General features: G+C 69.4%; 15 protein-coding genes. 5 read left to right on the top strand and 10 right to left on the bottom strand.

The window, feature by feature from the left end:
- Window positions 1-13: 13 nt before the first annotated feature.
- The 3 genes from OKW76_RS02545 to OKW76_RS02535 all read left to right on the top strand — a co-directional run bounded on the left by OKW76_RS02545 (window position 14) and on the right by OKW76_RS02535 (window position 1740).
- Window positions 14-421, top strand: coding sequence for a PTS sugar transporter subunit IIA (locus OKW76_RS02545; RefSeq protein WP_256508007.1), 408 nt, complete (start codon window positions 14-16; stop codon window positions 419-421).
- The gene (locus OKW76_RS02540) at window positions 418-690 is read left to right on the top strand and encodes an HPr family phosphocarrier protein (protein WP_265550854.1); all 273 of its coding nucleotides are present in this window, start codon (window positions 418-420) and stop codon (window positions 688-690) included. The genes OKW76_RS02545 and OKW76_RS02540 overlap by 4 nt, the downstream gene beginning before the upstream one ends.
- Before the next feature lie 252 nt (window positions 691-942).
- A complete protein-coding gene (locus OKW76_RS02535) occupies window positions 943-1740 on the top strand; it encodes a TrmH family RNA methyltransferase (RefSeq protein WP_265550852.1) in 798 nt (265 codons plus the stop codon).
- Window positions 1741-1886: 146 nt separating this feature from the next.
- Here OKW76_RS02535 and rmuC read toward each other — a convergent pair whose 3' ends face one another.
- Genes rmuC through recR form a run of 3 tightly spaced genes read right to left on the bottom strand, consistent with a single transcriptional unit; the run spans window position 1887 to window position 4503 of the window.
- The gene (gene rmuC / locus OKW76_RS02530) at window positions 1887-3275 is read right to left on the bottom strand and encodes a DNA recombination protein RmuC (protein WP_265550848.1); all 1389 of its coding nucleotides are present in this window, start codon (window positions 3273-3275) and stop codon (window positions 1887-1889) included.
- A 56-nt stretch (window positions 3276-3331) separates the two neighbouring features.
- Complete coding sequence (gene def / locus OKW76_RS02525) at window positions 3332-3856, bottom strand: peptide deformylase (protein WP_265550846.1); 525 nt, start codon at window positions 3854-3856, stop codon at window positions 3332-3334.
- A 50-nt stretch (window positions 3857-3906) separates the two neighbouring features.
- Window positions 3907-4503 carry a recombination mediator RecR gene (gene recR, locus OKW76_RS02520; RefSeq protein WP_265550844.1) on the bottom strand — a complete coding sequence of 199 codons (597 nt, stop codon included), beginning with the start codon at window positions 4501-4503 and terminating at the stop codon, window positions 3907-3909.
- A 54-nt stretch (window positions 4504-4557) separates the two neighbouring features.
- Here recR and fmt point away from each other — a divergent pair, with 54 nt between their 5' ends.
- Both fmt and truA read left to right on the top strand, forming a co-directional pair.
- A complete protein-coding gene (gene fmt, locus OKW76_RS02515) occupies window positions 4558-5541 on the top strand; it encodes a methionyl-tRNA formyltransferase (RefSeq protein ID WP_265550842.1) in 984 nt (327 codons plus the stop codon).
- On the top strand, window positions 5538-6281 hold the full coding sequence (gene truA, locus OKW76_RS02510) for a tRNA pseudouridine(38-40) synthase TruA (RefSeq protein WP_265550840.1): 744 nt from the start codon (window positions 5538-5540) through the stop codon (window positions 6279-6281). Before fmt ends, truA begins: the two co-directional genes overlap by 4 nt.
- Before the next feature lie 120 nt (window positions 6282-6401).
- Here the strand turns inward: truA and OKW76_RS02505 are convergent, their stop codons facing one another.
- The 7 genes from OKW76_RS02505 to OKW76_RS02475 form a co-directional block, all read right to left on the bottom strand.
- Window positions 6402-7601 (bottom strand): class I SAM-dependent RNA methyltransferase, encoded by a 1200-nt coding sequence (locus tag OKW76_RS02505; RefSeq protein ID WP_265550838.1) that lies wholly within the window; start codon window positions 7599-7601, stop codon window positions 6402-6404.
- The gene (locus OKW76_RS02500) at window positions 7592-8971 is read right to left on the bottom strand and encodes an NAD(P)H-hydrate dehydratase (RefSeq protein ID WP_265550837.1); all 1380 of its coding nucleotides are present in this window, start codon (window positions 8969-8971) and stop codon (window positions 7592-7594) included. The genes OKW76_RS02505 and OKW76_RS02500 overlap by 10 nt, the downstream gene beginning before the upstream one ends.
- Window positions 8968-9345: a hypothetical protein gene (locus OKW76_RS02495; RefSeq protein WP_265550835.1), complete on the bottom strand. Its 378-nt coding sequence runs from the start codon at window positions 9343-9345 to the stop codon at window positions 8968-8970. Before OKW76_RS02495 ends, OKW76_RS02500 begins: the two co-directional genes overlap by 4 nt.
- Window positions 9346-9472: 127 nt before the next feature.
- Window positions 9473-11206 (bottom strand): dihydroxy-acid dehydratase, encoded by a 1734-nt coding sequence (ilvD, locus tag OKW76_RS02490; protein ID WP_265550833.1) that lies wholly within the window; start codon window positions 11204-11206, stop codon window positions 9473-9475.
- 8 nt (window positions 11207-11214) lie between these two features.
- A complete protein-coding gene (locus OKW76_RS02485) occupies window positions 11215-11949 on the bottom strand; it encodes an N-formylglutamate amidohydrolase (protein ID WP_265550831.1) in 735 nt (244 codons plus the stop codon).
- Window positions 11946-12677, bottom strand: a complete 732-nt coding sequence (locus OKW76_RS02480; RefSeq protein WP_265550829.1) for an enoyl-CoA hydratase/isomerase family protein — start codon at window positions 12675-12677, stop codon at window positions 11946-11948. Before OKW76_RS02480 ends, OKW76_RS02485 begins: the two co-directional genes overlap by 4 nt.
- A gap of 166 nt (window positions 12678-12843) precedes the next feature.
- Window positions 12844-13710 (bottom strand): 4-(cytidine 5'-diphospho)-2-C-methyl-D-erythritol kinase, encoded by an 867-nt coding sequence (locus OKW76_RS02475; protein WP_265550828.1) that lies wholly within the window; start codon window positions 13708-13710, stop codon window positions 12844-12846.
- Window positions 13711-13714: the final 4 nt, after the last annotated feature.

The raw sequence follows: 13714 nt of genomic DNA, 5'->3' as shown, positions 1-13714 counted from the left end.
AGAACAACATTCGATGATCGGCTTGGTACTCGTGACCCACGGGCGGCTCGCGGTGGAATTTGTCGTCGCGATGGAGCATGTCGTCGGTGCGCAGGAGCGGATCGCCACGGTGTGCATCGGTCCCGACGACGACATGGAAGAGCGCCGCGCCGACATTGCGCGCGCGATCGACGAGGTCGACGACGGCAAGGGCGTGATCCTGCTGACCGACCTGTTCGGCGGCACCCCATCGAACCTGGCGATCTCGCTGCTCGACACCGGGCGGGTCGAGGTGATCGCGGGGATCAACCTGCCGATGCTGATCCGCCTTGGCGGCGCGCGCAAGGCGATGAAGGTCACCGAAGCGGTCGCGGCAGCGCGCGATGCGGGGCGCAAATATATCTCGGTCGCGTCCGAAGTGCTGGGCGAGGCGGCGGCTTGAGCAAGGTGTCGCGCAGCGTGCTGGTGCCGAACCGGCGCGGATTGCACGCACGCGCCAGCGCCAAGTTCGTGACGCTCGCCTCGGCACAGGCGACCGAAATCACCGTCGAGAAGGACGGATCGTTCGTCACCGGCACCTCGATCATGGGGCTCATGATGCTCGGCGCGGCGATGGGCGACACGATCACGATCAGCGCCGAGGGCGAGCAGGCCGAGGGCGCGGTGGCGGCGCTCTGCGAATTGGTCGAGGCGCGGTTCGGCGAGGATTGACGGTCGAGAGCTTTGCCTAGCCCTTCCCAGCCACCACCCGTTCGTTTCGAGCGACGTCGAGAAACCTGACCGCGTGCTGGACCCACGGCTTCTCGACTTCGCTCGAAGCGAACGGGTAAGGGAGTGCGTCCGCATCGACTTCTCGACTTTTTTCGGGGCGAGCGGCTAAGGGGGCATAGTCTTACGGTCGGCAGCGACCGCCATCCCCTCCCCTAGCCCCTCCCGCAAGCGGGAGGGGAATCAGAAGACAATATGCCCCGCCAGATCACCGCCTTTTCCAACCCGCTCGTCAAGCGTATCCGCGGGCTGCGCGACAAGCGGCATCGCCGCGAGGAAGGGCTGTTCCTTGCCGAGGGGCTGCGGATCCTCACCGAAGCGCGCGAGGCGGGGATCCTGCCGCAATTCGTCTTCTATGCCGCCGACAGCGCGCAGCATCCGCTGGTGATCGCGCTGATCGAGGCGACCGAGGCGAATGGCGGCGAGGCGATCGAAACCGATGCCGACATTCTGTCGAAGCTGTCGGGCAAGGACAATCCGGGTGCCGTCGTCGGGGTGTACGCCGAATTCCTCACTCCGCTCGCTAGCCTCGATCGGACGCGCGCGGATCTGTGGCTGGTCGCCGAGCGGCTGCGCGATCCGGGCAATCTGGGGACGATCCTGCGCACCGCCGACGCGGTGGGCGCGGGCGGGCTGATCCTGATCGACGATTGCGTCGATCCCTTTTCGGTCGAGGCGGTGCGCGCGAGCATGGGGGCGCTGTTCACCGTGCCGATCGCGCGCGCTGCGTGGGGGGAGTTCCTGCCGTGGCTGCGCAGCGGGCCGGGGCAATTGGTGGCGCTGAGCCTCGATACCGAGGTCGATTACCAGGCACCGCGCTACGCCGCGCCGACCTTCCTGCTGACGGGGAACGAAGCGCAGGGGTTGCCCGCTGCCTATGCCGCCGAATGCGACTTGCGGGTGAAGATGCCGATGCTGGGCAAGGCCGATAGTTTGAACGCCGCGGTGGCGACGGCGGTGATGGCGTATGAGGTGCTGAACCAGCGGCGGTGAGCGGCTTGTTCCTCCCCCGCCAGGGGGAGGTGGCGGCCCGCAGGGCCGACGGAGGGGGAGGACTCACAACACCCGGCTCGTGTCCGCCCCCTCCACCACCGCTTCGCGGCGGTCCCCCTCCCCCTGGCGGGGGAGGATTGCGCCCCCTACTCCGCCTCGGCGCCGATCAGCGCGGTCTTGAGCTTCGACAGCGGGCGCGGGCTGCTTTCCACCATCGGCAGCGAATCGATCGCTTTGTCGCCGGTATCGACGTTGAGCGTCTCGAAACGCTTGGCCGAGGTCATCACCTGGCTTTCGATCGAGCCGACGAAGGCGTTGTACGCGCTGTTCGCGCTTTCGAGGTTCTTGCCCATCCGCGCGATGTGGTTGCCCATCGTCACGATTCGCGCGTGTAGCTCGCGGCCCAGATTGGCGATCTCGCGCGCCTCGCCCGCCAGCTTTTCCTGCCGCCACACCGCCGACACCGTCCGCGCGATCGCGATGAGATTGGTCGGCGTCGCGATCAGCACGCGCTTTTCAAACGCGAAGTCCCATAGGCCCGGCTCGTGCTCGAGCGCGGCCGACACGAAATGCTCGCCGGGGACGAACATGATGACGAATTCGGGGGTGTTGGCGAACTGGCCCTGATAAGCCTTGCTGCCCAGCGCGTTCACATGCGCCTTCATCGAGGCGACATGCGCGGTGAGGTGGCGCGCGCGTTCGCTCTCGTCGATCGCGCCATAGGCATCCTGATAGGCGTTGAGCGACACCTTGGCATCGATCACCAGCAGCGAATCGCCGGGGACGCGAATCGTCGCATCGGGGCGCAGCCGTCCGCCCTCGGCATCGACCGAGACTTCCATGTGGAAATCGGTGTGTTCGGTGAGGCCGCAGGTCTCGAGCACATTCTTGAGCTGCTGTTCGCCCCAGCGCCCGCGCGCCTTGGGCGCGGCGCGCAGCGCGTTGACCAGCTTGGCGGCCTCGCTCTTCACCGATTCCTGGCCGATCCGCATCGCCTCCATCAGTCCGGTCAGGTTGCCATAGGCCTCCGAGCGTTCCTTCTCGACGCGCTCGACCCCCGATTCATAGCGTTTGAGCGTCTGTTCGACCGGGGCGAGCAGCGCCTTGATCTTCATCTCGTTGTTTTCGCCGGCCTGGTGGAAACGCTCGTCGGCGCGCGCGAGGAAGGCCTTTTGCGCGTCGCCGAGCAGGCGGTTGGCGACGTCGGCGAACTGGTTGGCCATCGCGTCTTTGGCGGCCTTGAACTCCTCGAGCCGCGCCTCGAACGCGCGGGCGTCGGCCTTGAGCGTCGCGAGGTCGAGCCGCGCACTGTCGCGCTCGATCCGCAGCGTTTCGTTTTCAACCACCAGCGCGCCGACGCGCTCGGCGCGGTCCGACGCCAGCGCGAGATCGGTGATCGCCTTCTTGAACTCGGCCTCACGCGCGTCGCGTTCGGCGCGCACGCTCTCACGCCCGCGATTACCGAGGAACCAGCCGAGCACCGAGCCGACGACGAGCGCCGCCACCACCAGCAAAATTGCGAAAACAGGATCCATAAGCGGCGGCACTCCGGGTGAACGAAGCGCGAACCTACCGCGTCATGGCGTCACGCTCAAGCCGCCGCCTTGCGCGCCTTGGCGAGTTTGCGGAGCACCATGTCGCGTTTGAGCCGCGACATGTGATCGATGAACAGCACGCCGTTGAGATGGTCCATCTCGTGCTGGAGGCAGGTGGCGAGCAGGCCATCCAGTTCCTCCTCGTGGCTCGCGCCCTCGGGGTCGAGCCAGCGGACGCGGCAGCGCGCGGGGCGCTCGACCTCGCCATATTGGTCGGGGATCGACAGACAGCCTTCGTTGTAGACGCGCAGCTCGTCGGAGACTTCGAGGATTTCGGGGTTGATGAACGCCAGCGGGTTGCGCACCGGCTTGCCCTCTTCGTCTTCCTCCTGAAGGTCGATCACCAGCACGCGGCTCGGCACCGCGACCTGGATCGCCGCGAGCCCGATTCCTGGGGCGTCGTACATCGTCTCGAACATGTCGGCGACCAGCTGGCGCACCCCGTCGTCGATGTCGGCGACGGGTTCGGATACCAGCTTCAAGCGCGGGTCGGGAATTTCGATGATCGGGAGTATGGCCATATTGCCAAATTAAGTCTGCGCGGGCGGGGGGTCAAGCGCCGGTGGCGGCGTCAGGCAACCGGGCGACGTGCGCGCAGCGCCTGGGCCAGCGTCCCCTCGTCGAGATAATCGAGCTCGCCGCCTACCGGCAAACCATGCGCGAGCTGGGTGATGCGCACCGGAAAGCGCTCGATCCGCTCGGCGAGATAATGCGCGGTGGTCTGCCCTTCGAGCGTGGCGTTCATCGCGAGCACGACCTCGTCGATCCCCCCAGCCTCGATCCGGCGGACCAGCGCATCGATCGCGAGGTCTTCGGGGCGGACGCCTTCGAGCGCCGAGAGTTTGCCGCCGAGAACATGGAAGCGGCCGGGAAACAGCCGTGAGCGGTCGAGCGCCCAGAGATCGGCGACCTCCTCGACCACGCACAGCGCGCGCCCGTCTCGGCGCGGATCGGAACAGACGCCGCAGGGGTCGTTGGTGTCGACATTGCCGCAGGTCGAGCAGGTGACGAGCCGCTCGTTCACCGCATCGAGCGCGGCGAGCAAAGGCGCGAGCGCGGTTTCGCGGCGCTTGAGCAGATGCAGCACCGCGCGCCGCGCCGAACGCGGGCCGAGCCCGGGAAGCCGCGCCAGCGCCTGGGTGAGCGCGTCGATTTCGGGAGATGCCATCGCAGCCACAGATAGGGGGTTGCATGCCCGCCTGCCAAGCGGTTCAGAAGGGCGATGCGTATCGTCTTCATGGGCACCCCCGAATTCGCCGTTCCGATCCTCGATGCGGTGGTCGCCGCGGGGCACGACGTGGTCGCCGCTTATACCCAGCCGCCGCGCCGCGCGGGGCGGGGCAAGGCGCTCACCCCCTCGCCGGTGCAGGCGCGTGCCGAAGCGCTGGGGATCGGGGTGCATCACCCGATGAGCTTGCGCGATCCGGCCGCGCAGGCGGGGTTCGCGGCGCATGATGCCGATGTCGCGGTGGTCGCGGCCTATGGCCTGATCCTGCCGCGCGCGGTGCTCGACGCGCCACGCCACGGGTGCCTCAACGTCCATGCTTCGCTGCTGCCGCGCTGGCGCGGGGCGGCACCGATCCAGCGGGCGATCCTGGCGGGGGATGCCGAGACCGGGGTCGGGATCATGCAAATGGAAGCCGGGCTCGATACCGGGCCGGTGCGGCTCGAGGGGCGGACGCCGGTCGAGGGCAAGACCGCGGGCGAGTTGACCGCCGAGCTTAGCGCGATGGGGGCGCGGCTGATGGTCGAGGTGCTGGGCGATCTGGCAGGGTATCCGCCGGTGGCGCAAGCCGACGGCGCGACGCATGCGCCCAAGATCGACAAGGCCGAGGCTCAGTTGGACTTTTCGCGGAGCGCGGTCGAGGTGGAGCGCCAGGTGCGGGCGTTCAATCCGGCGCCGGGGGCGTTCTTCGAGGTGGGAGGCGAGCGGGTTCGGGTGCTTTCTGCCTCCGTCATCCCCGCGCAGGCGGGGATCCAGGGGACCGAAGGCAGTGGTGGGGCGGAAGCCCTCGCGACTCTGGGTTCCCGCTTTCGCGGGAATGACGAAGTGGGGGCGGTCATCGATCATGCTGCGGGCTTCGCCGTCGCGTGCGCCGATGGCTATCTCCTCCCCACTCTCGTCCAGCGCGCGGGGCGCGGGGCGATGACGCCCGCCGAGCTGCTCCGCGGATTCCCCATCCCAGCGGGCACGATCCTCGCGTGACCCGGTTCGCGCTGACGATCGAATATGACGGCCGCCCGTTCATGGGGTGGCAGCATCAGGCGCACGGCCCCAGCGTCCAGCAGGCGATCGAAGACGCCGCGCGGCGGATCCTGGGCGAGGATGTGCTGGTCTATGCCGCGGGCCGCACCGATGCCGGGGTGCATGCGCTGGCGATGCGCGCGCATGTCGATGTCGAGCGACCGATCGCCGCGTTCCGGCTGATGGAGGGGCTGAACGCGGTACTTCGCCCGCAGCCGGTGGCGGTCCTCGATTGTGTCGAGGTCGCGGGCGACTGGCATGCGCGGTTCGCCTGCACCGCGCGGCATTATGAATACCGCATCCGCGCGCGCCGCGCGCCGCTGACGCTCGAGCTCGGCCGCGCGTGGCGGATCGCCAATCCCCTCGATGCCGAGGCGATGGCGGCGGGGGCGCTTCAGCTGACCGGACGGCATGACTTCACCACCTTTCGCTCGACGCATTGCCAGGCCGACAGCCCGCTGCGGACGCTCGACCGGCTCGAGGTGGTGCGCGAGGGCGAGCTGATCCGAATCTTCGCCTCGGCGCGCTCGTTCCTGCACCATCAGGTGCGGTCGATGGTGGGGTGCCTCGCGCTGGTGGGCCAGGGGAAATGGACGCCCGACGATATCGGCGAGGCGCTGGCGGCGCGCGATCGGGCGGCGCTGGGGATGAATGCGCCGGCGGAGGGGTTGTATTTTGTGGCGGCGGATTATCCGGGTTAATCAAATCCGTTCGCACTGAGCTTGTCGAAGTGCCGTTCTTTCTTCGCCAAAGGAGGAAAAGAAGAACGGTGCTTCGACAAGCTCAGCACGAACGGTGTGAGGGTGTGGCCCCGATGATGCTCAGCGCGTGAAGCATCCCACGAGCTCGACATGCGTCGACCAGCGGAACTGTCCGACCGGCTGCACCCATTCCAGGCTATACCCACCTTCGCACAGCTTCTTGGCATCACGCGCGAAGCTGCTGGGATTGCACGAAACATAGGCCACGCGCGGCACCTTGCACATGGCAAGGTTGAGCGTCTGCTCGTGCGCGCCGGCGCGCGGCGGATCGAGCATGATCGCGTCGAAGCGGTTGAGCTCCTCGGCGGTGAGCGGGCGGCGGAAGAGGTCGCGGTGGTCGGCGAACAGCTGGCGCTGGACGCGCCCTGCCCCCGCCTTGAGCGCGAGCAGCGCCTCGCGCGCGCCCTCGGCGGCATAGACCTTGGTGGCGGGGGTCATCGCCAGCGCGAAGGTGCCGAGCCCGGCGAACAGATCGGCGACGGTGCGCGGTTCGCCGATGATCGTTCGGACGGTGTCGACCAGCGTCGCCTCGCCCTCGCGCGTCGCCTGGAGGAAGCCGCCCGCGGGCATCGGCACTGCAACACCCCCCAGCGTGATCGTGACCGGATCGGGCTCCCACCGCGCTTCGGGACCGAAGCCATCGTCGATCGACAGCCGCGCGAGTTTGTGGCGGCGCGAAAAGGCGGTGATCGCCTCGGCGGCGGCGAGCCCGTCGCGGAGCTGGCCCTGGAGCACCACGTCGATGCCCTGGTCGACCTCGGCGAGATGAACGTCGATCCGTCGCGATTCGGTGAGCTGCGCGGCGAGCAGCCCGCGCAAAGGTGCGAGCACCGCGAACAACGCGGGCGTCAGCACCCAGCATTCGTCGAGATCGACGAGGTGATGGCTCGCCCCCTGGGTGAAGCCGAGATGCACCTGGCGCCCGCGGCGTTCGGCGTGGAGCGTCGCGCGGCGGCGAGTGCGTGGCGGCGACAGGATCGGCGTGCGGATCTCGGTCGCCAGCCCTTGCGCCTTGAGCCCGCCTTCGATCCGATCGACGAGGAAGCGCGCATAGGCGGTGTCGTCGAGATGCTGGAGCTGGCAGCCGCCGCATAGCGGGAAGTGGCGGCAGGGCGGCTGCTGGTGGTGCGCGCCGGCGCTGACCACGCCGTCGCTGCCGACGACGTCGCCCGGCGCGGCCATCGGCACGTGGCGGCCAGAGGCGGTGACGCCCTCGCCGCGCGCGGCGACGCGGACGATCGGATCGGGGTCTACAGACATTCGGCGATGGCTTGGGGAAGATGCATGGCGAGCTCATCGGCCACGAACGCCGGTCCTGCAAGGCTTGCCGCACGCGCATGGAGCCAAACCGCTTCGATCGCGGCGCGCATCGGGTCGCGCGAAGCCGCCATTCGCGCGGCGGCAAGCCCGGCCAGCACGTCGCCGGTGCCCGCGGTCGACAGCCAGGCGGGCGGGTGCGCGACGATGGTTTGGCCATCGGGCGCGGCGATGACGGTGTCGGCACCCTTGTGGACGACGATCGCGCCCGACCGCCGCGCGGCGTCGCGGGTCCGATCTAGCTTGTTGCCGCCGCCGGTGCCGAAGAGCCGGTCGAACTCGCCGCTGTGCGGGGTGAGGATCGTCGGGGCGGTGCGGCGGGCGAGTTGCTCGATCGATGCCAGCGCGAGCGCGTCGCCGTCAATGACCAGCGGGCAATCGCTTGCAGCAGCTTCCTCAAAGCACGTGCGAGCTTCGTCGTCGCGGCCGAGCCCCGGTCCGATCACCACTGCGCCGAGCTTTGGGTCGGCCAGCATTGTCGCGATCGTGTCGGGCTTGCGCGAGACCACCGCTTCGAAGGGAACGCGCGCATCGTCCGAGGCCAGCACGACATAGCCCGCGCCGCCGCGCGCCGCTGCGCCTGCCGCGAGCCGGGCGGCGCCCGGCATCGTCCCGCCGATCACGAGCACCAGCCCGCGGGTATATTTGTGATCGGCGCGCGACGGCAGCTGCAGCACGGGGCGGGCGATCATCCGCGTGTCGCCCGGCACCGCGATTGCGAGGTCGGCGAGGATCACATGGCCGCAGCGCGCGGTGTCGCCGACGACATGGCAGGGCTTGAGCGCGCCGAGCGCGACGGTGATGTCCGCCTGGACGCCATCGCTCGCATCCTGGTCGGCAAAGCTTCCCGAGGGGACGTCGATCGCGACCACCAGCTCGGCGGCGGCGGCGAGCACGGCCAGTCGATCGCGTACCGGCGCGGCGATCGGGCGCGTCAGGCCGATGCCGAAGAGTCCGTCGACCAGCACCGGGCGCGGGGTGGCGTCATCGAGATCGGTGGCCGGTCCGGTCCAGCGATCGCGCATGACTGCGGCGGCGCCGTTCCAGTCTTGGCCTCGCGTTGCGACGGTTACGTCATGGCCCCACTGGGTCAAAAACCAAGCAACGCCAAAGCCATCGCCGCCATTATTGCCGGGGCCTGCGAGCACCAGCACCGACCGCGACCGGGCGAACCGCGCAACCTGCTGCGCCACCGCGCGCGCGGCGCTTTCCATCAGCGCAACCTGCGACACTCCCGCAGCGAAGCAGTCGGCCTCGGCAGCGCGCATCTGCGCTGCGGTGACGATCGGCGCGCCAGCGAGCGCGGGGTTCACGTCGGCGCGCCTTCCTCGACGATCGCGGGGAGGCGGAATTTCGAATCGCCGATCGCGACCTCGATCAGTCCGTCGGCGACGATCGCCACGCTGGCGGGTTCGGCGCCGTCGGCGGCGACCACGCCGCTCCCGTCGCTCGCGACGCGCAGCCGGTGGAAGCCGCCATCGGGCAGGCGGAGCGTCAGCAGCGTCCCCTTGTCGTCGACGATCCGCTCGATCGTGCAGTTGGGCGCGAAGCCCTCGGCGCCCCGCGGCGCGCACAGGATCCGGCTGTCGGCAGCGCGCGCGACGCGGACCTGTTCGTCGATATTGGCGATGACGGGTTCGTTGGCGATCGGGGGTTCGGCTTCGGAGCAGGCGGCGAGCGCGAGCAAGAGCGCTACCCCCCGCCCCGTTCGTGCTGGGCCTGTCGAAGCACGGCTCCTTCTTGTCGTGCGCTGCGAAAAGAAGAACGGCACTTCGACAAGCTCAGTGCGAACGGTGGTTGCAGGGCATTGGCGCTCAGATATCCGCATAGACATGGGTTTCGCTCGCCGCCCCCGGATGGGTGACCGCGCCGCGACTGGCGGGGCCTACCGTCCTGGCATAGCGCCACAAGGCCCCCGCCTGATAGTCGTTGGTGCGCGGGCGCCACGCCGCGCGGCGCTCGGCGAGCACGGCTTCTGGAACATCGAGGTCGATCGTCCCGGCTTCGGCATCGATGCGGATGATGTCGCCATCCTCGATCAGCGCGATCGGCCCGCCTTCGGCGGCTTCGGGGCCGACATGGCCGATGCAGAAGCCGCGGGTGCCGCCCGAGAAGCGCCCGTCGGTGATCAGCGCCACCTTCTCGCCCAGCCCCAGCCCGTAAAGCGCGGCAGTGGTCGACAGCATCTCGCGCATGCCGGGGCCACCCTTGGGGCCTTCGTAGCGGATGATCACCACCGATCCCTCGGCAATGTCGCGCGCCTCGACCGCGGCGAAGGCGTCTTCCTCGCAATCGAAGCAGCGCGCGACGCCTTCGAACTGCAGCCGGTGCAGCCCAGCGACCTTGACGATCGCGCCATCGGGGGCGAGCGATCCGCGCAGGCCGACCACCCCACCGGTCGGGGTGATCGGCGTCTTGACGTCGTAGATGACCTTCTGGTCGGGGTTCCAGGTGACCTGGTCGATATTCTCGCCGAGCGTGCGGCCGGTGACGGTGAGGCAATCGCCGTCGAGCAGGCCGCCCGCGAGCATCGTCTTCATGAGCATGTAGACGCCGCCCGCAGCGTGCATGTCCTTGGCGACATATCTGCCGCCGGGTTTGAGATCGGCGAGGTAAGGCGTTGATTTGAAAGCCTCAGCGACATCGAACAGGTCGAACTCGATCCCCGCCTCGCTCGCCATCGCGGGCAAATGGAGCGCGGCGTTGGTCGAGCCGCCGGTCGCCGCGACGACGCGCGCGGCGTTGACGAAGGCGGCGCGGGTGGCGATGTCGCGCGGGCGAAGGTTGCGCTCGACGAGGTGCATGACCTGCTCGCCGGCGGCGATCGCGATCGCCTCGCGGCTGTCATAGGGCGCGGGCACCATGTTCGAATTGGGCAGCGACAGCCCGATCGCCTCGCCCACGCACGCCATCGTGTTGGCGGTGAACTGACCACCGCACGCGCCGTGGCCGGGGCAGGCGACCTTTTCGAGCGCGGTCAGCTGCGCGAGCGGGCAATTGCCCGCGGCATATTGGCCCACCGCCTCGAACACGTCGACGACGGTGACGTCGCGCTCCTGGAAGCGGCCGGGCAGGATCGAGCCGCCATAGACGAAGATGCCGGGAACGTTGAGCCGGAGCATCGCCATCATCATGCCCGGCAGCGACTTGTCGCAGCCGGCGAAGCCCAGAAACGCGTCGTAGCAATGGCCGCGCATGCTGAGTTCGATCGAATCGGCGATGACTTCGCGGCTGACGAGCGAGGACTTCATCCCCTGGTGCCCCATCGCGATCCCGTCGGTGACGGTGATCGTGTTGAAGCGGCGCGGCATCCCGCCGCCGGCGATCACGCCGGCGCGCGCGGCATCGGCCTGGTCGTTGAGCGTGGTGTTGCACGGCGCGCTGTCGTTGCCCGCGCTGGCGATGCCGACAAAGGGTTGGGCGATGTCCTGCTCGTGCAGCCCCATCGCGTAATAATAGCTGCGATGCGGCGCGCGCTCGGGCCCGAGCGAAACGTGGCGGCTGGGGAGCTTCGTCTTGTCGAAGCGCGGTTTGGCTTGGTCGGTCATGCGCAAGCCTATTGCGTAGGGGCGACCCCGAACGCAAGACTGTTACGCGCCTTTTCGATCATCGGCGCCAGCAGCTCGGCCCAGCGCTCGACGCCTGCGGCATCGGCGATCAGGTCGTTGCGGACCTCGATCGAGACGCACGCGACCCCCCTGCCCTCGCCGTGGCGGTTGAGCGTCGTGTTGACCAGGCGCCCCGAATAGGGCGCGTTGTCGCCGGTTTCGATCCCCGCGGCGCGAAGCTCGGTGAGCAGCACGCGGGCGGCGCGATCGTCGCGATTGTAGAGGATGCCGGCATGCATCGCGCGCGCTTCGCCGCCGGCTTCGAGCCGGGGGGTGAAGCTGTGGATCGCCACCAGCAGCCGCGGGCGGCGTGCGGCGATCTCGCGGGCGAGCGCGGCGTGATAGGGCGCGTGGAAGCGCGCGATCCGGTCGAAACGGTCGATGCCGACATTGCCCGGCACCGCGTGGCCGTCGCTCGCGGCAGGAACGAGCGCGGGATGGTCGGTCTCGCGGTGGAGGTCGATCACCAGCCGCGACACCGTCCCCGACAGCGCGGGCGCGCCGAGCCGCGCGGCGAGCGCTGCGGTCAGCGGCGCGGCACCGATATCGACCGCGATATGCTTGGCGAGCAGCGCCGGATCGATGCCGAGGTCGATCCCCTCGGGCACCACGTCGGAGGCGTGATCGCACAGCAGCAGGATGTCGCTCGCGCCTTCGAGGATCGCGACCGGGGGATGGTTCATGGGAAATCGGGCTTTCGTTTACCTGCGAAGGCCGTAAGCCCCTCGGTGAAGGCGGCGGTGCCGAAGCGCGCCTCGAACGCGGCGTCGTGCCCTGCCTCGTCGGGGTGGCGGAGCACGCGCTTGAGCAGCCGGACCGCGGCGGGGGCGTTGTCGGCGATCGTCGCGGCGATCGCGTGCGCGGCGGCGATCGGATCGTCGGCGAGCTGCTCGACCAAGCCGATCCGCAGCGCTTCGTCGGCGGGGATCGGTTGCGCCGAGAATAGCAGCCGCGCGGCATGGCCTTGGCCGATCCGCGACGCCAGCCGCGCGACGTCGGTCGCGGGATAGCCGATCCCGAGCCGTGCGGGGGTGGTGGCGAAGGTGGCATCGGGGGCGGCGATGCGGATATCGGCGGCGATCGCCAGCGCGACCCCGGCGCCGTAGCATCCGCCCGCAATGCCCGCGATCACCGGCACCGGGCAAGCCGCCAGCGCCTCGATCGCGGTCGCCATCGCGATCCGGAAACGCGGGCGCATCGCGCTGTCGTCGCGCAGCGTCTCGAGTTCGCGCAGGTCGGCGCCAGCGCAGAAGCTGGCCCCGCCATGGAGCACCAGCGCGCGGACGGTGAGCGGCAGGTCGCGGATCGCGGCGGCGAGCGCGTCCCAATCGGCGATCCGCAGCGCGTTGCGCGCCGCAGAGCGATCGAGCGTCAGCGTCGCGATATGGTCGGTGGTCGAGATCGCGATCATGCGGGCACGTTAGGGCGGCACGCTTGCACGCACCGCCCTTCCGCTTTCCCACGACGTGGCCGTGAGGCGCAGGCCGTCAGCGAACGATCCGCTCCCGGCGTAGGATTCGCTTGTCCGGCTCCCAGCAAGATACGCGCCAAAGCGTTAACCGAACGATACCGGCGGGTCATGCGGCGGCCTGGTCCCGGCTTGGTACGCCAGGCTGTCCCGCGAGCACCGTTTCGAGACACCACCAGGGGCACGCGGCGCGCATCCGCGCGGCGGCGGCGGCGCGCTGATCGGCGGTATCGAACAGCGCGAAGCACGTCGCCCCCGACCCCGACATCCGCGCCAGCCGGACCCCCGGCTGCGCGGCAAGCAACGCCAGTATCTCGGCAATCACCGGCGCGAGCGCGAGCGCGGGCGGCTCGAGATCGTTGCGCCCGGCAAGCGCCGCGGCGAGCGGATCGCCCTGCCCGATCGGCCCGCGATCGATCCCGTCCCAGCGCGCGAACACCGCCGCGGTCGACACCGCGACGCCGGGATTGATCAGCAACGCGGGCAGCGCCGCCAGCCCATCGAGCGGCAGCAGCACCTCGCCGCGCCCGCGCCCGAGCGCGGTTCTGCCGAGCAAACAGGCGGGCACGTCGGACCCCAGCGCCTCGGCGCAGTCGAACAGCCGCGGATCGTCGATGGCTACCCCCTCAAGCCGCGCCAGCGCGCGCAGGGTGGCGGCGGCATCGGCCGAGCCGCCGCCGATCCCCGACGCCACGGGCAACCGCTTGTCGAGCAGTATCGCCATCGGTGGGCGATCGACGACACGCGCGCGGAACAGCCGTTCGGCGCGCAGCACCAGATTGTCGCCCTCGCCCGACAGGCCCGCGGCGAAGGGGCCGGTCAGCGTCAGCCCCGGCGCGCCGCCGGGGTCGATCGTCACGACATCGCCATCGGCGACGAAAGCGAACAATGTCTCGAGCTCGTGATAGCCGTCGGGCCGCCGTGCGCGGACGTGGAGCGCGAGATTGAGCTTGGCGGGGGCGGCTTCGACAATCATCGGG

The organism is Sphingomonas sp. S1-29, assembly GCF_026167545.1.
Taxonomy (GTDB): Bacteria; Pseudomonadota; Alphaproteobacteria; order Sphingomonadales; family Sphingomonadaceae; genus Sphingomonas.
The sequence above is the reverse complement of the archived record's forward strand: the minus strand, read 5'-3'. Positions and strand labels throughout refer to the sequence as shown.